This window comes from Microbulbifer regidiadema (SeqCode) (assembly GCF_052467605.1).
In genome coordinates this window covers 2742047-2765303 of sequence record NZ_CP174316.1, presented here as the reverse complement: position 1 = coordinate 2765303, position 23257 = coordinate 2742047, and the positions used below count along the sequence as shown (strand labels likewise).

The 23257-nt window shown below is 49.9% G+C and carries 17 protein-coding genes; 12 read left to right on the top strand and 5 right to left on the bottom strand.

The window, feature by feature from the left end:
• The first annotated feature begins 2 nt into the window (after window positions 1-2).
• Window positions 3-533 (top strand): hypothetical protein, encoded by a 531-nt coding sequence (locus ACJJIF_RS12660; protein WP_444928714.1) that lies wholly within the window; start codon window positions 3-5, stop codon window positions 531-533.
• Window positions 534-564: 31 nt separating this feature from the next.
• Here the strand turns inward: ACJJIF_RS12660 and mmsB are convergent, their stop codons facing one another.
• Window positions 565-1458, bottom strand: a complete 894-nt coding sequence (mmsB, locus tag ACJJIF_RS12655) for a 3-hydroxyisobutyrate dehydrogenase (RefSeq protein WP_444928713.1) — start codon at window positions 1456-1458, stop codon at window positions 565-567.
• Between the two features lie 19 nt (window positions 1459-1477).
• Complete coding sequence (locus ACJJIF_RS12650; RefSeq protein WP_444928712.1) at window positions 1478-2989, bottom strand: CoA-acylating methylmalonate-semialdehyde dehydrogenase; 1512 nt, start codon at window positions 2987-2989, stop codon at window positions 1478-1480.
• 396 nt (window positions 2990-3385) lie between these two features.
• Between ACJJIF_RS12650 and lepB the strand changes: the two genes are divergently transcribed.
• Window positions 3386-4033, top strand: a complete 648-nt coding sequence (lepB, locus tag ACJJIF_RS12645) for a signal peptidase I (protein ID WP_444928711.1) — start codon at window positions 3386-3388, stop codon at window positions 4031-4033.
• 127 nt (window positions 4034-4160) lie between these two features.
• Here the strand turns inward: lepB and ACJJIF_RS12640 are convergent, their stop codons facing one another.
• Window positions 4161-4763, bottom strand: a complete 603-nt coding sequence (locus ACJJIF_RS12640) for a GNAT family N-acetyltransferase (RefSeq protein ID WP_444928710.1) — start codon at window positions 4761-4763, stop codon at window positions 4161-4163.
• Between the two features lie 450 nt (window positions 4764-5213).
• On the opposite strand from ACJJIF_RS12640, the gene ACJJIF_RS12635 reads away from it, so the two are divergent.
• Entirely contained in the window at window positions 5214-6683 is a 1470-nt protein-coding gene (locus tag ACJJIF_RS12635) for a DEAD/DEAH box helicase (protein WP_444928709.1), read from the top strand.
• A 651-nt stretch (window positions 6684-7334) separates the two neighbouring features.
• Entirely contained in the window at window positions 7335-10235 is a 2901-nt protein-coding gene (locus tag ACJJIF_RS12630) for an FG-GAP repeat domain-containing protein (RefSeq protein WP_444928708.1), read from the top strand.
• Window positions 10236-10276: 41 nt separating this feature from the next.
• Here ACJJIF_RS12630 and ACJJIF_RS12625 read toward each other — a convergent pair whose 3' ends face one another.
• Window positions 10277-11578, bottom strand: a complete 1302-nt coding sequence (locus tag ACJJIF_RS12625; protein WP_444928707.1) for a M20 family metallopeptidase — start codon at window positions 11576-11578, stop codon at window positions 10277-10279.
• Window positions 11579-12339: 761 nt separating this feature from the next.
• Here ACJJIF_RS12625 and ACJJIF_RS12620 point away from each other — a divergent pair.
• Genes ACJJIF_RS12620 through ACJJIF_RS12610 form a run of 3 tightly spaced genes read left to right on the top strand, consistent with a single transcriptional unit; the run spans window position 12340 to window position 16689 of the window.
• On the top strand, window positions 12340-14697 hold the full coding sequence (locus ACJJIF_RS12620) for an efflux RND transporter permease subunit (RefSeq protein WP_444928706.1): 2358 nt from the start codon (window positions 12340-12342) through the stop codon (window positions 14695-14697).
• Entirely contained in the window at window positions 14678-15493 is an 816-nt protein-coding gene (locus ACJJIF_RS12615) for an outer membrane lipoprotein-sorting protein (RefSeq protein ID WP_444928705.1), read from the top strand. Before ACJJIF_RS12620 ends, ACJJIF_RS12615 begins: the two co-directional genes overlap by 20 nt.
• An 11-nt stretch (window positions 15494-15504) precedes the next feature.
• The gene (locus tag ACJJIF_RS12610) at window positions 15505-16689 is read left to right on the top strand and encodes a hypothetical protein (RefSeq protein WP_444928704.1); all 1185 of its coding nucleotides are present in this window, start codon (window positions 15505-15507) and stop codon (window positions 16687-16689) included.
• A gap of 68 nt (window positions 16690-16757) precedes the next feature.
• Here the strand turns inward: ACJJIF_RS12610 and ACJJIF_RS12605 are convergent, their stop codons facing one another.
• A complete protein-coding gene (locus tag ACJJIF_RS12605; protein WP_444928703.1) occupies window positions 16758-17351 on the bottom strand; it encodes a TetR/AcrR family transcriptional regulator in 594 nt (197 codons plus the stop codon).
• A gap of 278 nt (window positions 17352-17629) precedes the next feature.
• Here ACJJIF_RS12605 and ACJJIF_RS12600 point away from each other — a divergent pair, with 278 nt between their 5' ends.
• From ACJJIF_RS12600 to ACJJIF_RS12580, 5 genes are all read left to right on the top strand, one after another.
• The gene (locus ACJJIF_RS12600; protein ID WP_444928702.1) at window positions 17630-17935 is read left to right on the top strand and encodes a hypothetical protein; all 306 of its coding nucleotides are present in this window, start codon (window positions 17630-17632) and stop codon (window positions 17933-17935) included.
• A gap of 38 nt (window positions 17936-17973) precedes the next feature.
• Window positions 17974-18285 carry a cupin domain-containing protein gene (locus tag ACJJIF_RS12595; protein WP_444928701.1) on the top strand — a complete coding sequence of 104 codons (312 nt, stop codon included), beginning with the start codon at window positions 17974-17976 and terminating at the stop codon, window positions 18283-18285.
• A gap of 346 nt (window positions 18286-18631) precedes the next feature.
• The gene (locus ACJJIF_RS12590) at window positions 18632-18940 is read left to right on the top strand and encodes a DUF1272 domain-containing protein (protein ID WP_444928700.1); all 309 of its coding nucleotides are present in this window, start codon (window positions 18632-18634) and stop codon (window positions 18938-18940) included.
• Window positions 18941-19130: 190 nt separating this feature from the next.
• Complete coding sequence (gene glk, locus ACJJIF_RS12585; RefSeq protein WP_444928699.1) at window positions 19131-20093, top strand: glucokinase; 963 nt, start codon at window positions 19131-19133, stop codon at window positions 20091-20093.
• 171 nt (window positions 20094-20264) lie between these two features.
• Window positions 20265-23126, top strand: a complete 2862-nt coding sequence (locus ACJJIF_RS12580) for a TonB-dependent receptor (protein ID WP_444928698.1) — start codon at window positions 20265-20267, stop codon at window positions 23124-23126.
• The last annotated feature ends 131 nt before the right edge of the window (window positions 23127-23257 follow it).

The following is a 23257-nucleotide window of genomic DNA, read 5'->3' as shown; positions in this document are numbered from 1 at the left end:
CAGTGCGAAGAGCGATTTTAGTGACCGGTCTGATTTTATGCTCTTCCGCTTTTGCACAGCAAAATACGCAAGAGCAGGAAAGCGGGGTGGCGGAAGCGGCAAAATCAGTGATGTCTAGCATCGTCAGCTTTGGTAAAAACTTGGTGGATGGAGCCAGTGAGGGAGTCGTTGACGGACGCAAATCAGGCCAAAGTACCGACGGCGCTATTTTGATCAATACGCAGGAGGATCTCGATAAGTATTTACAAGCCGATGTTATCGCCGTGACTGCCGCCGAGGAGCATGGCTGTTATGTGGAAGTGGGTTTCAAAAACGAAAATGATTTCCCGGTAAGATTAATCGATCTGAATAGTTCCGAGTCGGTGATTGTTATTGATCACGATGGCTATGCCAGCAACCTGTTTAATGGCAAAGGAAACCCCATGGAAATCACGGTTCCCAGTAAGGCGGGGCGCAAACAAAAGTTCTACTTTGCCAAAGACTGGGATCAGGTTCGTGAGATTCGCATTCTCGGCAAGGTATTACAGCCGTAACTCGCTAGCGCTGTACAGAAGTGGGCGCTCCTTAGTCCACCGTTTGAAATAACTTCTGGATAGAGGAGAAATCCAAATCGCTGCCTCCTCTCAAGCTGAGAATCCCATACAGGTTGCGCGCCATTGAGCCCAGGGGCGTATAGCTCTTGCTGTGAGTGGCGGCTTCCTGGGCTAGGCCCAGATCCTTACACATCAGTTTTACCATAAAGCCACCGCTGTAGTTTTTACTCGCAGGGGCTTCGGGCATGACTCCGGGGTAGGGGTTATAATTTTGCAGGGACCAATTGGCTCCGGAGCTTTTTACCATAATCTCGGAGAGTACATTGGGGTCGAGTCCGTTATCTACGCCCATTTGCAGGGCTTCAGCGGTGCCGATCATCTGGATAGCCAGCAGCATATTGTTACAAATTTTGGCGGTTTGACCGGCACCTGCGGCGCCGGCATAAAAAATATTGCTACCCATTGGCTCGAGAACTTCCCGGGCCCTGTCGACATCACCGGCGTCGCCCCCACACATAAAACTTAGGGTTCCTTTGCTGGCCCCCGCCACGCCCCCGGATACCGGAGCTTCAATCGCGTGAATACCTTTGATCTGGGCCTCGTGAATCAGGCGTTTGGCACTGTTCGCCGCAATCGTGGAGCAGTCAATAACCAGGCTGTCACGGGCAATACTCTCAAGTAGCTTGTCGGTATCAATATACAGGCACTCTACCGCTGCGCTATTGGGCAGCATACTCACCACAAAGTCTGCACAATCGACAGATTCCCGGGGGGATAAACACTTTTCAACGCCACTCTCTACAGCGGCGTCCAGTAATTCGGTCACCGGGTCAAAGCCTTTAACGGTAAAGCCTGCGGTAACCAGGTTGCTGGCCATGGGGGCACCCATATGGCCCAACCCCAAAAATGCGACTGTTTTAGCCATGCTGCTCTCCCGATTAAAATTATTTGAGCTGTATGGTTAGATTGGTGTGCTCTGCATGCTCAATATCGCTATCAAACCAGCGGGCAGTCACGGTTTTGGTTTCGGTATAAAAGCGCACCGCTTGTTTGCCATAAGCGTGCTGATCGCCATAGAAAGAGGCTCGCCAGCCGGTAAAACTGAAAAAAGGCAGCGGTACTGGAATCGGGACATTAATGCCGACTTGCCCGACGAGTATTTCGTGCTGGAACTTGCGTGCGGCAGCGCCACTGGCAGTGAATATTGAGGTGCCATTACCATAGGGGCAGTTATTGATAAGGTGGATAGCTTCTTCCAGGGAGTCGACATTCACCAGGCACAGCACCGGGCCAAAAATCTCATCGGTGTAGATCGACATATCCGGGGTAACATCGGCAAATAAGGTGGGCCCCACCCAGTGGCCATGGGGAAATCCCTCAACGCTAATCGCCGAGCCATCTAAAACGCAGCGGGCCCCCTCTTTTTTGCCCCGGGCGATATAGCCCAATACCCTTTCACGAGCAGCCGCTGAAATTAGCGGGCCGAAGCCTGCTTGAGCATCTTTCCAGTGACCGGGCTTGATGGTGGACATGGTATTTTTAATATCATCCACCCATTGCTGTGTCTCTCCAACCAGTACGGCAACGGAAATAGCCATACAGCGCTGTCCCGCAGCCCCGATGGATGAGCCGACAATATTATTGATCGCCGCCGCCTTATTGGCATCGGGCATCACCACCATATGATTTTTGGCGCCGGCAAATGCTTGGACACGCTTTAAATTTTGGGTGCCGGTCTGGTAAATATGCCGGCCCACAGGGACCGATCCAACGAAGGATATCGCCTGGATATCTGCCTGTTTGAGCAAAAAATCCACCTGTTCTCGCCCACCGTGTACAACCTGTAAAACGCCAGCTGGAGCCCCGGCCTCAATAAACAGCTCTGCTAACTTGCACGGCGTGACGGGGTCCTGTTCAGAGGGTTTCAGGATAAAGGTATTTCCACAGGCAATTGCCATGGGGAACATCCACAGTGGAATCATTGCGGGAAAATTAAACGGGGTGATTCCTAGACAAACGCCAATGGATTGTAGATAGGAGTAACAATCGATGGTATTGGCGACATTCTCCACGGTCTCACCCATCATAAGCGAGGCGATATTGGCCGCATGCTCAACCACCTCGATACCGCGCCAGATATCCCCTTTGGCATCCTCAAATGTCTTGCCGGTCTCCTTACTGAGGATCTCGGCCAGCAATATTTGGTTTTCTTTTAGCAGCGCCTGGTACTTCAGCATGATGCGCGCGCGCGCGGTCACCGGCGTATCTCGCCACGGGTTGAAGGTTTCCCTGGCGGAGCTTATCGCCTGGCCTAATTCTTCTTGAGTCGTTAGTGGTGCCTGGGTAAGGACCTCGCCGGTTGCCGGGTCGGTGACGTCCAGCCATTCAGAGCAGCTGGATTGAACCCACTCTCCATCAATCAACAGTGGCAGTTTGGAGGGGATATTCTTATTCATATTGATTTATGCGCCGAGAGGGCGGAAATTTTTATCAACAGTTTAGGCATAGATTCATTATTAAAGAGGAATATCACGCTGCTTTTATACATCGCCCGATTTATAGCCCGCAGATAGATGGACTAATCAAGATAAATATATTTACTGATCAGTTTGTGAGCTTATTTTAGGGGCTGTTAAGTTTTAGGATAATAAATAGATGGTACATTTCTTTCGCTTTGGTGAAAAAGGCTTCGGCGATAGGCCCAGAGGATACTTAACTATAGGAAGAATTAATTGTAATTTTGAACTTAAGGGGCATGTTGCTGCCCAAGTTGCGTACTTGATAAGTGAAGGCAAGAGCGTTAGTGGCTGGCCACCGTATCAATGGCGATTTCATGGAGTGGAGCATAATAAATGAGCAGATTTGATATTAGAAAAATCATAAGGAACAGCCGAGGATTTTTGGTATTTGTACTTTTAATGTGCTGCTTCAGGACGGTATATGCGGATTGGTCTTTTGTGCCTAGCGAGTCAATGGAGCCCACAATCTACCCCGGTGATTTTCTCTGGATCGATAAAATGAGTTATGGTCCGACAGTTCCCCTATTAAATAAGCGGGTTGCGTTATGGGGGAGTCCAGATCGCGGCGATATTATTACTTTTATACCGCCTCATACAGATCAACTCTATGTTAAACGGGTGATCGGATTGCCCGGAGACAATCTGCATATCGAGGGTGAGAATATTTATATCAATGGCGATTTGGTTGTGCGGCAGCTTACCGATTCAACAGATGCAGGGATTTTGGGCCAAGAATTTATTGACGGCGCTGAGTACCGATTCAAATTGAGTAAAGATAGAAGTGTGCCCTATTTTGAGAAAAGTTTTGCTGTTCCTGAAGGTAAATACTTTGTGATGGGTGATCATCGCAATAATAGCTTGGATTCAAGATATTGGGGAATGGTAGATGAGTCTAGAGTTATGGGGAAAGTAACCTCTGTGGCGCTTTCATTCTCTGCTGAACGGGGCTTATTTGAACGGGTGGCCTTACCCATTGAGTAGTTGTCAGTAAAAGGGAATTAATCGGCAAGTTAAAGTCTTGAGGTTTAAAGAAACAGGCCCTAAAAGGTGCCTGTTTCATACGCTGAAATAAATTCTGCCTATGGGGTAAAGGTTTGGTGTTTAAAATTTATTCCAAGTTTATTCGGGGACTCTCCTCTTTGTGGGTAAAATCACTGGCTTTAAGATTTTTTTCTAGCTCAAGTGTGTAAGTGAGCAGGGTATAGTCCTTAACATCGGCCTTACAGGTAAAGCCCATCGCTTTTGCAAAGCTGTCGACTCGTTTATTCTGTGCCGACTCAATCGAATAGATTCTCTCAAGCCCCTGATCCTGCGCGCAGTTAATCAAACGCTGTAACATTAAGCGCCCCAGTCCCAACCCCTGCCAATCGTCGCTCACTACAATGGCGCATTCACAAGCGCGTCCATCGTCATCTAGTGCATAGTGGGCGATAGCGATGGCCCGCTGGGCTTTATCGTCGTTGTACAGCGCGATAAAGGCTTCGTGAATATGATGGTCGTTGTCTGTAAGCAGCTCCAATAGTTTTTGACTGGCTTTACAGTTTCCGCCAATAAAGCGATCGCGGCGCGTCTCGGGAGATAATTGTTCAATTAATTCTTTCTCAAGCTGGCCATCACTGCCACAGATGGGGCGAATTGAGACTTTACGTCCATTGTTAAGGGTGATCAGCTCAACTTGGTGTTCTGCATCCACACTGTTGTTGGGTGACATAAGGTTTCCTTTCCTGCCTGTTTAAAATACTTTTGCTTACCAGTGACTGGGGTACCTCAAAGATAGACGTTTGCAAAGGGAAGGTAAAACTATGCAGTAGATCAGGGGGTGTTACTCCCGCAATCGAGCGCTAGCAGCTCATAAATGCAGGGGAGATTGATCGGTGAAACTACACAGTCAGCCTTTGTGTGGTATAGTAGCGCCGCTGATTTTTCTCAGCTGCGTCATTTGTAGACCGGTGATCCGCCGGTAACCCCTCCGGAACTTGTCAAAAATTCTTCCTGGAAATTTCTACTGAATGCCGCGCGCCGCTAAAGAGTAGCGGCGATTAGACGGCTGTACACGCTGGGAGCTACACAGGCTCCCGATGTCGACTCCGATTTCTCTCTTCACTCCCGTTGGGGAGTGAGTGTGTTTGCCTGCGCCTGCGGCGCAGTTCGAGGTTTGTTTATGTTGTTTGAAGATCTGGGCCTTGCCCAGGAGATTGCCCGTGCCGTTGCAGAGCAGGGATACACCGCGCCTACGCCAATCCAGGCACAGGCTATCCCGGCGGTTATGAAGGGCAGCGATATTATGGCGGCGGCCCAGACTGGCACCGGTAAGACTGCGGGCTTCACTTTGCCTCTGCTGCACCGTCTTAGCCAGGGGGAGCGCGCCAGGAAAGGGCAGGTGCGCGCATTGGTGCTAACACCAACTCGCGAGCTGGCCGCTCAGGTATTTGATAATGTACAGGGCTACAGCCAGTACCTGCCCATGCGCCACGCCGTTGTATTTGGTGGGGTGAAAATAAACCCGCAAATCTCCCGCCTGCGCGGTGGAGCCGATATTTTGGTGGCTACTCCCGGGCGCCTTTTGGACCTGCACAATCAAGGGGCAATCCGTTTCGATCGCCTGGAGGCTTTGGTGCTGGATGAAGCAGACCGTATGCTGGATATGGGTTTTATCCACGATATCAAGCGCGTGCTGAAGATCTTGCCGGCTAAGCGCCAGAACCTTCTGTTCTCTGCAACTTTCTCCCCGGATATTCGCCAGCTGGCTAAAGGCTTGGTAAAAGATCCGCTGGAGATCGATGTTAGTCCACGTAACTCCACCACCAAGACCGTGCGCCAAAAATTGCACCCTGTGGATAAGGCTCGAAAAACAAAACTGTTGAGTCACTTAATCAGGGGAAATAACTGGCATCAAGCTCTGGTATTTAGCCGTACCAAGCACGGGGCCAACAGGCTGGTGAAGCAGCTCGAAGGGGATGGCATTCTGGCAGCGGCTATTCACGGCAACAAGAGTCAAAATGCCAGAACCCGGGCCCTGGCGGACTTTAAAGCGGGCAAGGTACAGATCCTCGTTGCGACCGATATCGCCGCCCGAGGTATCGATATTGATCAGTTGCCCCAGGTAGTGAATTTTGATCTGCCCAACGTACCTGAAGACTATGTCCACCGTATTGGTCGGACAGGGCGTGCGGGGGCTCAGGGCCAGGCGGTATCTCTTGTTAGCGCCGATGAGATTAAGCAGCTTCGCGATATTGAGCGATTGATTGGCAAGCCGATACCGCGCGAGGAAATCGAAGCCTTTGAACCGGATCACCAGCTACCCGCATCCGGTAATCCCAAGCGCGGCAGCCAGCCAAAGTCTGGAGCCAATAAGCGCTCGGGGGGGGATTCCCGCACTCAGGAGGGAAGGCGCGAGGTGCGAGGCAATAGCGATGAGCGTCGAGGTAATCGCGGCAGTGGGCGCGGCAAGTCAGAAGGACGTGGAAGTGCTGGTCGCAATAGCAATGCACCCGCAGGTAAAGGCAATGCTGGGAAACGTACCGGTGGCAATAGTCGCGGGCGCAGCGCTGAGTCCGCCGGTAATGATGGACAGAAACCGCAAAGAGCGCCGAGACGCCGCCCCAGTAGAGGGCGTTCGGAGAGCGCTTAGTCTTTCTCAGAACTGATCATAAAGAAGCGGCTCAGGCCGCTTTTTTTATTGACAGTACACCTGTTTCATTGGTGCATAAAGAAACCTCAATATATTTGCGGGTCAATAATTTTCTTGTTATTCCCGCGTATTTTCCCATTCTCAAGTTGAGATCAGTGCGAGCGGGTTAAGTAGCCTCTGAATAACTCCGCAGTGCTTTAGGGCTATAGATGTTCGGCGCAACTGGCCGCAGGCCCTTGCAAGTGCAGGAATGCAACTCTAGGAATTGTTCAGGGCTCCTTAGCTTATGCTCGGCTGCAAGGCGAGCAAAACCAACAGCAATGGCTTAGAAATATTCAGCTCCAGCCACTGAATCCTGATCCAAGCATAAATAATCTTGCCACAATACAGGTGGGGCTTGCTCAGAGTGGAGCTCTACTGAGGCTTACTTTCATATTCTTTAAGTTGATGAGTAAAAATAGTGCTCTATTGGTACGCTCGTGAATCATACGGGGGTTTTTCCCACTCAAAATATACTGTATTTATATACAGTTTTTAATTGTTTGGCAAGGACCTGGGGTGAAAAATTTTTATTGGTTAATTGCACTTTGTTTTCACATTGTGTGCTAAATTGGTGGAGGTTTTTAAGGCGGATTTACACAGGGAGATGTTGTGAAGCTTAAATTACTCGCAAAATATTTTGCTCTTTCCACAGCGACTTTTCTACTTGCAGGCACAGCAAGCGGGGAGGTTCAATTTCAGCCCGCAGAGATTTATTCCACCGAGTCGAAAGCAGAAGTTATCGCTGTTGCCGATTTGAACAATGATGGACTTGATGACATTGTGCTAGCTACGTCGAGTAGCTTTGCGCTTGAGGATGATTTTAAATTAAAGGTATTTCTACAGGACGAATTTGGTGGCCTGAAAGGGTCTGTTGATTACCCACTTACTGGAGGTGAGCCGAAATCTATTGCGGTGGGTGACCTCAATGATGATAGTTTAGCAGATGTGATTGTTGGGCTTGATAACGGCGTAATTGAGATATACCTGCAAGACCCTACTGATGGTTTAGTATATACAGAATCTTTAGAAAATTTCTATTCTGAACGAGTGGCTATTGCCGATTTTGGTGGTGATGGTGGTAGGGAAATCCTCGGGATCAGTTGGACAGAGTATGCTGCTGCAATAGCACGTAAAGCCGGAGAGCCAGCTAACTTTGTGAGTACTGTTAGCGATCTAGTTATGGAAAGCCCCGGGCAGGTGGTGCTGGGTGATGTTGATGGGGATGGTTTAACGGACATTGCACTAATCGTTAATGGGTTTCCCCAAAATAGCTTGGTTGTGTTATCGCCGGATGAGTCCTTGGCGCTGCGTGGACTTATCAGTATTGATTTAGGTGGAAATACTGATATTGGTGATGACCTTCAAATACAGGGGATTGCCATTGGTGACCTTAATAGTGATGGGCGCAATGATATTTCCGTATCACTGGTTGGTGAGGGGCAGTTTAACCCGGGAATCGCGGTATATTATCAGGGAGAGGATGGCTTATTACAGCAGGCTGAAATCCATAACTATAGCGGCATTCCTGGAGAGCTTTTAAGCAAAGATATTGATAATGATGGCTCTGCTGATTTGGTTGTCCTGCCGGTCAGTGGCGAGTTCTTAAGTATTTATCAGCAGCAAGGTAATGGTGTCTTGGCTCTGAGTGAACAGATAGCCATTCCAGGTGGGATGTATAGCGGTCCTCAGAGTATGGCGAGTGGCGATATTAATGGGGATGGTGCTTTAGATATTGTTATCGCAAATCCATCGCAGGGATTGGTTGTATTAAAAGGAGGTTCTGGGCATATCAATCAGCCACCCACAGCAGTTGCTGGCGAAAATCAAACGGCTGAGGGTAATACGGCGGTATTACTCGATGGTACTCTATCGTCTGATCCCGATGGCAGTATAGTGGCTTACCGCTGGACACAGATTTCTGGTACTTCCGTCATCTTAAATGACTCTAGTGATGGCTTTGCTAGCTTTACTGCGCCCTCCGAAATTACTGGAGTGGTACAAGAGATGGTTTTTGAGCTGGAGGTTGAGGATGATAAGGGGCTAAAAAATAGCAGTAAAGTGACCGTCAGCGTTGGGAAAAATTTGCCTCCTGTTGTACTAATGGATTTCCCAGCAGCATCAGAACTTGCTATCGGCCAAGAGGTTATATTATCTGCAAATCGATCCTACGACCCTGATGGAACCGTTGTGAGCTATCAATGGCAGCAGGTGCCAGGTGGTCCTCGTGTTGAGTTGAAAAAACTTGATGATGGGACTGTTTCCTTTATTGTTCCCAGAACTGTTGCAGAGTCAGGAAATTATAACTCATCAGTAGGATTTACCATTGAGATTGAAGACAACGGTGGTACAAAGTCCAAACTGGGAAGGTATTTTTTCATTGAAACGTTAAAGCCCCCAATGATTTTGAGTAATCTCAGGATAGTGGACCCTGGTGACGAGATACTGCTTAAAGGGTGGCTTTGGGATGCTGATGGCCATATTGTAGATTATCGCTGGCGCTCACTCCCCGGTACGGATGTCGAATTGACAACCCACACCGATGGTAGCGCGAGTTTTATCGCACCCCAAATCCCTTGGGGTACAGAAATCACTCTGGAATTTGAGCTTGAGGTTGAGGATAACGATGGCCTGACAGCGACAGGTGTGTTTACTGTCATTGTGAAGCAGAATATGCCTCCGTTTATTGGGATAAATTTTCAACCGCTGGCTTTGCCTAATACAAATATTACTTTGAACGGTTCCTTGTCAGGCGATTCAGATGGTTCTATTGTAAGTCAACAATGGGAGCAAGTGTCGGGTCCCCCCGTTGAGTTGATTGGCGCTAATAATTTAATTGCCAATTTTAAAACGCCAGCAGAGCCTGCTGAATTGTCATTTAAGTTCAGTGTCACTGATAATAGAGGGGCGACAAGTCATACTACTGTCAGTATAGAGGTTGCGTTAATTCCCCCCAAAGTAATAAGTACTACTCAAGAAGTTGAGCCCGGTGAAAATGTCTTACTAGTTCCTGGCATTTCTTGGGACGTCCCTGGTGCGCATATTGTTGACTATCGCTGGCGTTCCCTCTCCGATAGGGATATTGAATTGATAACTCACGCTGATGGTAGTGCGAGTTTTATAGCACCACAAAACCCGGGAGGTGAGTTTACTCTGGAGTTTGAGCTGGAGGTTGAAGATAACAATGGCCAAATAGTAACGAGTATATTTACGGTGATCGTAGAGGGGAATATTCCACCGTTTATGGTTGTTGCATATGGGGCTGTTGGCGGTGTTAAGACTAATACAATTTCGACCTTGAGCGGTGGGGCTTCAAGAGACCAGGATGGAACTATTGTGAGCCAGAAATGGGAGCAGGTATCTGGCCCGTCAGTTGAATTGATTGATGCGGATAAACTGACTGCTTATTTTATGACACCAGCAGAGCCCGCCACTTTATCCTTCAAATTCAGTATTACGGATGATGATGGAGCAACAACCGAAAAAACTATAACCTTAGAGGTTGAGGAATAGATAATTGTGAAAGTGAGCCCCAAGAGGGGCTCTTTTTACAATTACTGTTTTTTATGGTTTGCCATATAATCCAAAGTTAACAGAGTCAGCGCTTCAGTGCCCTTACGCAAAGCATTCTCATCCACATAGAAAAGCGGTGAGTGGTTGCTGGGGGCTGTGCTGGCATCCTGGTCTCTTGGGGTTACCCCCAGAAAATAGAAGAAACCGGGGACTTCATTGGCATAGTAGGAGAAGTCTTCTGCTCCAGTGATTTTAGGCACCTCTACAACGTTCTCATTGCCGGCAGCAGCTTTCAAGATAGGCAGGGCCTTTTCTGTCAGCTCAGCATTGTTGACCGTTACCGGGTAGCCCTCGAGGATTTCCACATCCGCACTGGCACCGGAGCTCTCAGCAATTAATTCCGCAGTGGTTTTCAAGTGTTTGAAAATTTCTGCGCGATTGTCCATATCAAAATTGCGAATAGTGCCGTTCAGATAAACGCTGTCCGGAATGATATTGTTGCGAACACCGCCGTCAATGCGTCCGAAGGACACCACTGCGGGCTCTTTGGTGATATCGATTTGGCGGCTGACAATGGCCTGGGTGCCCATTACGACTTGTGCGGCGGCGACAATTGGGTCAACACCACCCCAGGGGCGCGAGCCGTGAGTTTGGCGGCCGTTGATGGTAATACGGAACTCATCGGCAGCGGCCATAAGTGGGCCCGAGCGGTAGCCGATCACCCCAGTGGGCAGTGAGGAGGTCACGTGCTGGCCAAAAGCCACATCCGGCTTGTACTTCTCGAAGATGCCCTCTTTGAGCATCAACTCCGCACCACCTTCTTCATTGTCCGGTGCGCCCTCCTCAGCGGGCTGGAATATAAATAGGACGTTACCAGCCAACTCATCGCGAAGGCCGGCCAGGACCTCGGCGGTGCCCATCAGCATTGCCACATGGGTATCGTGGCCACAGGCATGCATAACGCCCACGTCTTTGCTTTGGTAAGTGGTGCGCGCTTTGGAGGCGAAGGGCACATCGGTTCTCTCAGTGACTGGCAGAGCGTCCATGTCCGCGCGCAGGGCGACAGTTGGTCCGGGCTTGCCGCCTTTCAAAAAGCCCACCAAGCCGGTGTGGGCGATACCGGTTTCTACCTCAAGGCCCAGTGCACGCAGGTGCTTTTCAATGTACTTGGCGGTCTCAAATTCGCGATTGCCCAGTTCGGGATTTTGATGCAGGTGTCGGCGCCACTCGATCACCTTGGATTCGGTGTCTTGCAGCAATTGCTGGGGTTTGGAGTCACTGGCAGAGACCTGAGTAGCCAGCAGCGAAGCGCCGATTGCGATGGGCAGGAGCAGTTTTTTCACAGCACAATTCCTTCATTTTCATTATCGTCGCCGGATTCTAACCCAAGTTTTGCGCGGCAGACCCCCTGAAGCTTGATTGCCTTTATTTATATTTTGAGACTCCATGGTTGACATCATGAACCGTTCGGTTCAAGATGTTCTGCATAGATTGCGGAAAGGGCTGTGATCATAGGATTAACAAAGCAGTACTGACTGGTCAGGTATAGGGTAAGCCGTTGTGCTTTGTCCCAGTCGCCACAGTGGAGTGTTGAAGCCTCTCTGCCATGCAGAGGGTAGTGGCGTTGGGTGCCTGTCTATCATTTTGAAGACTAAGGAGTGATTGAAATGATGGTTGGAATTATTCAGAAGCTCTGCCCGTTAGTTAATAGTGATAATAATAGGTAGGTTGCTGATATACCGGCATGTCTTAGGAAAATGGATAGAATTATAGTATTTATGCTTAAATTTACCTTGTCGTAAATTAGATACCTTCTGAACTTTAGCGATTGCCCCTTTGTTGGGGAGAGGGAAGATTTGCCTAATGATGAGCTACTTTTAAATATAAAGAAGTCGTTTTATCGCGTCTGTATTTTAAGTTTTAATTTATATCGCTACCGTCTTTCAGGTTTTGGCTGGCGGGATTAGTACGCCCATTTTTTATCGAATTTTGTAGCTGATTCTATATCGGCTGCGACGGGATTCTGTGCCCTTTAGAAAGTGTCAATTTACTTTGGCTGTTGATTAATTATTTTTCTATCAAGTTGTTTGAAGGAGCTGATTTTATGTCATCCCCCCAATTACCATCGAATTGGGTCAGCCGCTATGCGGACTGGCTTATTCGATATCGATGGCTGGTGGCCATTGGCGCACTACTGCTGGCCTTCTTTGCTGTGAGCGGAGCAAGGTTTCTGGGTTTTAACAACGATTACCGGGCATTCTTTAGCGAGGCTAATCCGCAGTTACAGGCCTATGAACAAATCCAGCGCACTTACACCAAGAATGACAATATTTTGTTTGCGGTGGTACCGAAAGATGGCAATGCCTTTTCCAATAATGCCCTGGCAGCCGTAGAGGAAATGACGGAGAAATCCTGGCTGTTGCCCTATGCGCTGCGGGTGGACTCTATCACCAACTTCCAGCATACCATTGCCGAGGAGGATGACCTCCTGGTGCAAGACCTGGTGGAAAATGCCGGCGATCTCGATGCGGAAACCTTAGCCTCTATAAGAGCTGTCGCACTGGCAGATCCCACCTTGAAGGAGCGGCTGGTCAATAGCGATGGCTCTGTTACAGGGATTAATATCACCTTCCAGCTCCCACAAAAATCCATGCATGAAACCCCTGAAGCCGCTGAGGCTGCACAGGCTTTGATGGAAGAAATTGAGGCGAAATACGATGTAGAGATATATGCGACCGGTATAATTTTACTGAGTAATGCATTTTTTGAGGCCTCTCAGTCAGATATGAGCACTTTAGTTCCGCTCATGTATCTGGTAATTATCGCGGTTGTATTTTTGCTGGTGCGCAGCTTCAGTGCGACTTTTGCCGCGTTGTTGGTTATCGTATTCTCCATGGCCGCAGGTATGGGGCTGGCCGGTTTTATGGGGGTAAAACTGACCCCTCCATCTGCGTCTGCCCCCACTATTATTATGACGCTTGCGGTAGCGGACTCGATTCATATATTGGTGAGTTTGTTCGCGGCAATGCGCCGTGGCCTCAGTAAGCACGATGCCATTAAAGAGAGCTTACAGCTCAATATAGGGCCGGTGTTCCTGACGTCGATCACCACCGCCATAGGCTTCCTGTCGATGAATTTTTCCGATGCGCCGCCCTTCCACGACCTGGGTAATATTACCGCTACCGGTGTGATGGTGGCCTTCTTCCTATCGGTTACCTTGCTGCCGGCATTGATGGCGATACTGCCTGCCAAGAGCCGTGCCAGTGAATCCAAAATTGGACGCTCCATGGATGCGCTGGGAGATTTTGTGATTCGTCGTCAGCGCCCGATATTACTGGCGGGTGTCCTTGTCTCTCTGGCATTGTTGGCAATGATTCCAAACAATGAAATCAACGATGACTTTGTGGGGTATTTTGATGAGTCTGTGGAATTTCGCACAGACTCCGATTACATCAATGACAACCTCTCTGGTATTTACCAGCTGATTTACTCGCTGGAATCCGGTGATAACAATGGTGTCAGCAATCCGGAGTTTCTCGCCAAGCTGGAGCGTTTCACTGAGTGGATGCAGGGCCAGCCGGGGGTGCGCCATGTTAATACCATCGGCGATACTTTTAAGCGCTTGAACAAAAACCTGCATGCTGACGATCCCGCTTATTACAGGTTGCCTGAAGATCAGGAGCTGGCAGCTCAGTATTTGTTGCTGTACGAACTGTCTCTTCCCTACGGTTTGGATTTAAATAACCAGCTCAATGTGGCTAAGTCGTCGACACAGATTATTGTAACTCTCGATAATCTCAAGTCGAAAGAACTCAAAGCGGTAGCGGATGCCGGCAGTAATTGGCTGGAGAAAAACATTGGTGTAGCTGCCTATGGTGTAGGTCCGGCGATTATGTTTGCCAATATTGCCGAGCGCAATATGGAAGGCATGTTGGTGGGTACCCTGGTTGCACTGGTATTAATTTCTGCACTGATTGGTATTGCCCTGCGCAGCGTTAAGCTCGGTTTCTTAAGCCTGATTCCCAACCTGTTACCGGCCGGTCTGGCATTTGGCCTCTGGGGCGCTCTGGTGGCTGAAGTCAATGTGGCTGTCACTATGGTGACTGGTATGGCACTGGGTATTGTGGTGGATGATACCGTGCACTTCCTCAGTAAGTACCTGCGTCAGCGCCGTGCTGGCTACAACGTGGAGGATGGACTGCGTTACGCCTTCTCCTCCGTGGGAGTAGCGATTGTGGTGACCTCGGTAATCCTGATTGCCGGATTTATGGTCTTGGCTCAATCCTCCTTTGGTATGAACTCCTCCATGGCGCTTCTGACCGCAATTTGTATTTTGATGGCCTTGCTAGCGGATTTCCTACTTCTTCCGATTCTGTTGATAAAACTTGATGCCAAGGCTTACGACCCCGCTATTACCTCTATTGAAAATAAGGAGAAAAACTATGCAACCCAGCCGCTCTAAAAAACAGTTTCTGACACGGACACTAGCAGGTGCTCTGGCTCTGGCAGCTTTCTCTGTCTCCGCCGGTGAACTGGACTTGGCCGCAGAAAAAGGCCTGAAAATTGCCAAAGAGGCGGATCGTCGCGACTTGGGATTTGGCGATATCAGCAACAGTCTTACTATGACCCTGCGCAATAAATATGGTGAGGAAAGTGTGCGGGCTATGCGCACTAAAACTCTGGAGCAGGAAGCTGATGGAGATAAATCCCTGGTGGTTTTTGATAATCCCCGCGATGTAAAGGGCACGGCATTTTTGTCCTTTACCCACAAAGTGGGCTCCGATGACCAGTGGCTCTATTTGCCCGCACTAAAGCGGGTAAAGCGTATTTCCTCCAGCAATAAGTCCGGCCCGTTTATGGGGAGTGAATTCTCCTATGAGGATATTGCCTCACAGGAGGTGGAGAAATACACCTACAAATATTTGCGCAATGAGTCTTTCGATGGCCGCGACCACTTTGTTCTGGAGTTGGACCCCGTCGACCCTAAATCCGGTTATTCCATCCAGCACCTTTGGCTCGATACAGAGGAGTACCGCGCATGGAGGACCGATTACTATGATCGAAAAGGGGATTTGATGAAGACTCTCACGATTTCCGGTTACAACCAGTACGGCGATCAATATTGGCGGGCCAATAAAATGGAAATGGTCAATCACCAGACTGGAAAATCCACTGAGCTGTTGTACAGTGACTGGGTATTTGGCAATGGTTTTACCGAGCGAGACTTCACCAAAAATAGTCTCTCCAGGGCGAAATAGGGACTGCGCCCATGGCAAAGCGAAAAATACTCGCCCTGTTGCCACTCGTGGCAGCGTTGAGCCATATGGCTGGGGCAAATGAGTTAAGCGGTTACGCGGGTCTGGAGGCCCGCGCATTCACCGCAGACCCGCTGGATTCGGCGCAAAGCGATGCCGGTCTTTCTGCGTCTTTAAATCTTGAGTACTACCGGGATTTTGACGACGGCAACCAGCGTGTTGTAGCCAGCGTTTTTGGGCGTTGGGACAGTGAGGATAGCGAGCGCAATCACGCAGATCTCGGCGAGCTTTACTGGTGGAAAGCTTACGATAGCTTTGAACTGTACGCCGGTGTGCGCAAGGTATTTTGGGGTGTTACTGAAACCGTACATCTGGTGGATGTGATTAACCAGGATGATGCACTGGAAAATATCGACGGAGAAGACAAACTGGGCCAACCCATGCTCAATCTCCTGATGGAGCGGGACTGGGGAACGCTGGAGGCTTACGCTTTAGTGGGTTTTCGCGAGCGCCAGTTTGCCGGCCGGGAAGGGCGATTGCGCACACCCTTGCCTATCGATGAGGAGGCTGCGGTTTATCAATCTGATCGGGAAGAAAAGCACATAGACTGGGCCTTGCGTTACAGCCATGTACTTGGAGATTGGGACCTGGGCCTCAGCCATTTTTCCGGCACCAATCGGGACCCACTATTGCTGCTTGCGGAGGATGGATTACTCGCGCCTTACTACGCACAGATCGATCAGACCGGTGTGGATATTCAAACGACCCGTGGAGACTGGTTGTGGAAGTTTGAAGCGATTTCATTTAAGCCGCGCGGTGAAGACCGCCAGACAGCGGCTGTCGGTGGTTTCGAATATACATTTTATGGTATTAGCGAAACGGTAGCAGATCTCGGGGTATTAATGGAATATCAATTTGATGATCGCACTGGACCTTGGTCTACGGCCAGTCAAAATGATATTGCCATAGGTGCGCGCTATGCCCTGAATAATACTCAGGATACAGAGCTTTTATTTGCTGTCAGTACCGATTTGGATAATGGCAGTCGCTTTTCCAACTTGGAACTTAGCCACCGGCTAAATGATCGCTGGCTGTTGGAAGCGGAAGCGCGTTTTTTCGGTAATGCGGATGAAGAAGATCCCACTTACAGTTTGCGTAATGACGACTACTTTCAGTTGGAATTGCGTCGCTATTTTTAACGGTTAATTCTCACAGGAATGCCCCCATTCCCACCCCAAAGAGGCAGGAAATTTTGGGGTGGGCTTTTTTAGACGTGTGTGTACTGATCCAGAATGGTGGATAGCTGTTGGTAACTTTTTTGACCAGCAGTGGTACTGCCTGTGCCTTTATTCAGGGCCACTACGCCTCGGCTCACAGCCATAACCATTGCGGCGAGGGCGGCACAATCGACATCGGCCTGTAACTGGCCATCGTCAATAGCTTTTTGCATGCGAGCTTCAATCCGGCTCAACATATCATTGGTACCCTTGGCTACCAAGTCAGCGAGGAACCCCTCACTGGCACCTACCTCCATTGCCGCCATAGTGGCGATACAGCCCTCAGGAGTTTCCGAGCTCTCCATACCTGACTGAAGTATTTCCAGGAAGCCGCCTATGGCTGTGCGAAAGTCTGGATGGTTCAAGGTGCCCATAGCATCGCAGGCATACTGGGTGTGGAAGTGCTCCAGGCAGCGGCCATACAGCGCCTCCTTGCTCTGGAAGGTGTTGTAGATGCTGGATTTATTCAGTCCCATGGCCGATTCAAGATCCGACAGGGAAGTTGATTTGTAGCCTTTTTCCCAGAAAACGCGCATGGCCTTGTCCAGCACTTGTGACTCATCGAACTGCTTGCGCCCACTCATTTATCGCTACCAAATCGCAAAAAAAATGATAGTGACATATCAATCTGGGGTGGGCAAGGCGCGGGGAGGAGGGGCTGGAAATTATGGGGGTAAACGGACTACTGCCCCTTTTGTGGATGTCTGGTCAGGCACTTTGGTTTATATTTCCGCTCGGTTCGACCAATTGGTCTGAATTGTTGGTCGCCGCCACTTTGGGAGTGCAGTACAGCGACTTGCCTCCGGTTCCTAAATATAGATATTTGACCTATGATTTCGACCGTTAATTAGTAGAGAGGGAAATGGAGAAAATGGGTATTTTTGATAAAGCCAAGGAACTCGGCGAAAGGGTCAATGAATCTGTAAGCGCATTTAGCAGTGATGAGGTGATAGCCAATACCGTTATCAAAGCGGTTGAAAAGCAGGAGAAGGTGAATGCCATTCTCAAAGCCAGAGGATGCAACTACCGTGTTGCAGATATCGATCTGGGCATGGGAATTCCACCGACGGTGACCTTTGGAGTTCGGCGCGTTGATGAGCCGGCGGAAAAAGAACCTGCTGAAAATGGCGCCATGACTTCTCCTGTGCCCGAAGAATCCGCTTTGTAGTTAGCAATTCTTTAAATTACCTTGCTGGAATAACCTTTATGAAGATAGTGCGCAGCAGTGAGTTTACTGGCGATAAGCCCTGGGCATCGCAACTTATCGCTAATATGAATGGTATAACTACTAAATTGCACTGGACCGATCAGCCCTATATTTGGCATATCAACGATGGTCAAGAAGTCTTTGCGGTTCTCGATGGCCGTGTGGAAATGTTTTATAAGGTGGAGGGGGAAGCTGAGTCTGAGCTTCTCGGCCCCGGCGATATATTTTACGCTTCCGAGGGAACTGAGCATGTTGCCCATCCTATTGGGGAGGCTCGGATTCTGGTAGTGGAATCCGCAGGGAGTATTTAGGATAGTTGCGCGGTTTATAAGCTTGAGTGAGGGGCTTTAACAGCGCTATTGAGCTTGCAAGCATGACGGAATATGGCGGCTAGCTGTCTCTTTTATGCCACTATCCCTGTGGATAAGGGGCTAATATGGGCAAAGTTTTTCTGGACTTCGATTGGTTGAGTTAGCCTGTGGATTACTGCGAAAAGGGTATTCTATATTTATCCCGAGCATATTTTTTTACAGGGTGAAGCTCTACAGACTTTCTGTCGGCTTTCTTTGCTCGGAAATTTTCCACAGAAAAACTGAATGACGTCGTGGGTGTAATCAGTTTATAAAAATGCTTGAGTGAAACTAAGGGTGATCTCGGATGCTGGAATTAAGGCCAAATTGTGAGGGCTGCGATAAAGACCTGCCACCAGATTCGCAAGAGGCGATGATTTGCACTTACGAGTGTACCTTCTGTCAATCCTGTGTGGAGACACTACTCAGTAATGTCTGTCCCAACTGTGGTGGCAATTTTTGTCCCCGCCCCATCCGCCCCCAAATTGCACGGCGCTATGGTGTTGGCATTCACCACCAGCCGGCCTCACAAGCGCGCGTGAATACGTCTTTTAGCCAGGAGGAAATCCGCATATTCGTGGATGCGGTGAAAAATATTCCACCCGTAGAGCGCTAAAAAAGTGTGACCAAAAGGTTGGTATCGGTTTTCTTTTGTGCCGGTCGATGTGTTCAGCGGTATCGGCCATGGGGTTATGCGGTTCCTTTATAGGGTGAGTTGTCCAGTGTAGTCCGCTGTGGGGCTGGCAAAATTGTGCCTGACGCCTTAAGTTATATCGCCTTTTTTGGGGGAAGTTAGAAGGATAACTATGACGAGTATCGTAGCGGATATCGGTGGGACCAACGCCCGATTTGCCATCGCCAAGCCTATTGCAGAGGGCTACCAGCTGGAAGAACTCAAGGTGGTTGATTGCCAGCGTTTTGAGGGGTTCGATGCAGCGTTGCAGCACTGGCTTGATGGAGTGAACCAGCCGCGCCCGGAAAAGGCGTGTATTGCCGCAGCCGGCCCGCTGGAGATGACTCCAACGGGGGGGCGGGTTTATATGACCAATCTGGGTTGGACGATTGATGCCGGACAGTTGGCGCAAGCGTTCAGTTTGCCCCACCTGGAGCTGATCAATGATTTTGCCGCCCTGGCACAATCCCTGCCCCGCCTGGCTGAATCGGACTACCAGATACTGCGCGATACCCCCCGGATAAAAGGCGCCCCTATGGCGGTGCTCGGTCCCGGTACCGGGCTCGGCGTCGCTGGGCTGGCGGAGGCCGAGGGTCGATACCATGTGTTGGCGGGAGAGGGTGGCCATGCCAATTTGACCGTCTCTACTGAGCGTGAATTACAGCTGCTGCAAATCCTGATGAAAACCCAGGTGCCGGTTTTTAATGAATGGGTGTTGTCGGGCAATGGCTTGGTGAATCTCTACCGGGCAGTTTGCGAGTTGAACGGCAAGGCTGCTGAGGACCTGACACCCCCGGATATCAGTGCCCGTGGCCTTGAGGGCTCAGATCCGCTGTGTCGTGAAACCCTGATAGATTTCCTCAATTTCCTCGGCAGTGCCGCCGGCGATGCCGCCCTGTATCTGGGTGCACGGGGCGGAGTATTTTTGGGCGGGGGAATACTGCCCAGAATTGCTGAATTGCTACCGGAGAGCGAATTTGAGCAGCGTTTCCTCAGCAAAGGGCGTGTGGCTCAGTGGATGGACGCGGTCCCGGTATATGCGCTAAACGCGGGCTACCAGGCACTGATCGGCGCGGCGGTACAGCTGGAGGGATAACTTATTGTTGCGTTTTGACAGGCGCCGACCTGACAAACGTGTATTAAGACCCACCTGTGATTGATCTCACACTTTTTCCCGTCTCCTCCCCCCTCGGGGGAGGATGTTATGGATTAGGGGCCGCCCTAGGATGCAGGGTCTCAACATAACGATAAGTCCAGGGAGAAGATGATGAGTCTATCCAATAAAAGCAAAGGGGCGCTCAGACCCACTTTGCTATCTGCTGCCATCGCGGCCTCCGTGTCTACCTCGGTAGGGGCCTTTGCACAGGAGCAGGAAACTCTGGAAGAAGTAACAGTTACCGGTATCCGTACCAGCGTTTTGGACTCCCTTGAAGCCAAGCGCTCCGCCGATGTTGTCGCCGATGTGGTGGATGCGGGCGCTCTGTCATCTCTTCCCGACCAATCAATCGCCGATGCCCTGGGCCGTCTGCCCGGCGTAACCACCGTGCGATCCAACGGTCAGTCCTCACAGCTAAATATCCGCGGTATGAACGGCGATTTCCTGCAGACGACCCTGAATGGTCGTGAACAGGCCTCCACCAGTGGCTACACCGAAAGCACCCGCTGGATCTCTTTTGACCAGTATCCGGCCGAGCTGATCAATCAGGCTGCAGTTTACAAATCTCCCAAAGCCTCCCATATCGAAGGCGGGGTTGCGGGCTCTGTCGAGCTGAAAACCGCGAATCCCCTGGATGCGGAGAAAGAACACAACTTTAATGCCAATGTGCGTATGTCGTTTAACGACGCAGCAGACGACATCGGTGCCGATGAATTCGGTGAGCGCGTCACGCTGTCGTACATGGGTAAATTTATGGACGACAAAGTAGGCGTAGCCCTGGGGTACTCCCACCTTGAGCAGCCGAACAGCTTTGTAAAGTCCCGTACGGGTGCAGACGACCAGATCGGTTACGAGCAGGATGTCGATTACGATGGTAACGGTAGCGAGGCGGCTTTGCCGCGCGCGTTCCAGTGGCAATCCGGTGATGGTACCGATACTCGTAATGGTTACCTGGCCAGCGTCGTTTTCGAGCCTACCGATAGCTTCAAGGCCCAGTTAGATTATTTTAAGTCTGACTTTGAGCGTGTTGATACTCGCCACGGTATTACGGTTGGTGGCCTGGCCAATACAAACTTTTACACCCTTTCCGATACTGAAGTGAATGGCGGTGTGGTTACCGATGGTACGGTAATTATTACCGACCCTAAAACAGTTGATCATTCCAGCCCCTGGTTTGAATCCCGCTCTGAGGATCAATCCACTCAGGCGGACAGCGATAGTATTGGTCTGAACCTGGAGTGGAATTTAGGTGATCGTCACACCCTGGCCGTTGACTACTCCTACAGTAAGGGCACCAAGACGCGCAAGGACCAGATTGTGTCCATGCACGCTTACGACCTGACCTATGATGACGATGGTAACTTAGAGACCTGGGAGGAAGCTGCTGGGCAGAGCTTTGCCTATTCCCTTAATGGCGATGGTATTCCCTCAGGCGTTTTCTCCGGTGTAGATTTCACCGATCTGGATACCATGCGTTTGTCGCGCTACGAAGAATACCCCCACGAGTACACCGATAAGGTTGAAGCCTTCAAATTCGATTACAAGTTCGATTTGGAGTGGCGAGCGATTGCCTCTATTGAGGCAGGATTCCGTGTCTCTGAGCGCACTTTTGACTCTGAGCGTGGAGCCTTCCTTTACGGTAGCCGCGATGGCCAATTCAATGATTACTGTGCGGACAACCTGTCCGATATCGATTGTGAGCCGCAACTACTGGACGGCTATGTCAGTGTTGAATCCACCAATGGGATACCACAATTCGTAGTCAACGACATGGATGCCCTGGCCTCCAGTATTTTTGGTGCCGGTAATTACCAAGGTAAAAAGGTATTTAGCCAGGACTGGACTTTCGTTGAGTCCGGGACGATGAAAGAGGAAGTCTTTGCCTACTACTTGATGGCCAATATCGATACCCAGCTGGGTAGCATTCCTGTAACTGGTAATTTCGGTGTACGTATTGTCGAGACCGATGTGAAATCCAGCGGAATCCAAAATGTGGGTGCCGGCAATGGTATCGAGATTACCGATGATGTGGGTGTAACTTCAGATAGCTATGACTATGTTGAGTACGGCCCCGAATACACAGATACCCTGCCTTCCCTTAACTTGAATTTTGAGCTGACCGAGCAGGACTATATTCGCTTTGCTGCAGCTAAAGTGATGGGCCGTCCACCGGTTGGGCAGCTGAAGGGGGGCGCTGGCTCTTGGAACAGTGTTAACAACGATGGCGCCACGGAGTACAACGTTTGGACCAAGGGGTCTCCCTACCTCGATCCTTTCCGTGCAAACCAGTTTGACTTGGCTTATGAGCACTATTTCGAAGATGGCGGCGCAGTAACTGCCGCGCTTTTCTGGAAGGATATCGAGAGCCTGGTAGAGAAGCAGTATATCTATCTGGATAGCCAGGCAGAGCGCACGGCGCTGTTTGATTCCCTGGGCATTGAAATTCCAGATGGCTTGGAAGCCGGTGCTTTTGAAACCTTTGTTAACAATGATAAAGGTGGTTATATCCGGGGTATAGAACTCGCCGGCACCAAGACCTTCGATCAGCTGCCGGGTATTTGGGCTGGTCTGGGTATGACTGCTAGCTATTCCTATACCGAGAGTGAAACCGAAGTGAGTGGCGGCAGTCTCTATGGTGAAAACCTGCCGTTGCCGGGTCTCTCTGAAAATGTTTGGAGCACTACTGTATTCTGGGATATCGGTAGTTTCAGCTCCCATGTCAATGTTCGCTATCGGGATGAATTTATCCTGAATATGCCGGTGCCAGGCAGCTCCACACCTGTGGAAGCGCAAGCCTATACCACGGTCGATGCACAGATATCCTACGCATTTGATAACGGTATTGATGTGGTTTTCTCCGCGAATAACCTCACTGATGAAGCGGATGTGAAATCTTATGGGGTGGATGGTGTCCTCGGTGAATACACCGAATTTGGGCGTCAGTTCTACCTCGGTCTGAACTACAGCTATTAAGTAGTGCTGATTCTTTCGGTGTAAATCGAAGATGTGATAAGAGACCGCCCGCTGAGCTACGCTTGCCGGGCGGTTTTTTTTGAAATATTAAAAGGGCCGCCAGTAAGTACGGTGCCGATTTTTTGAGAGTC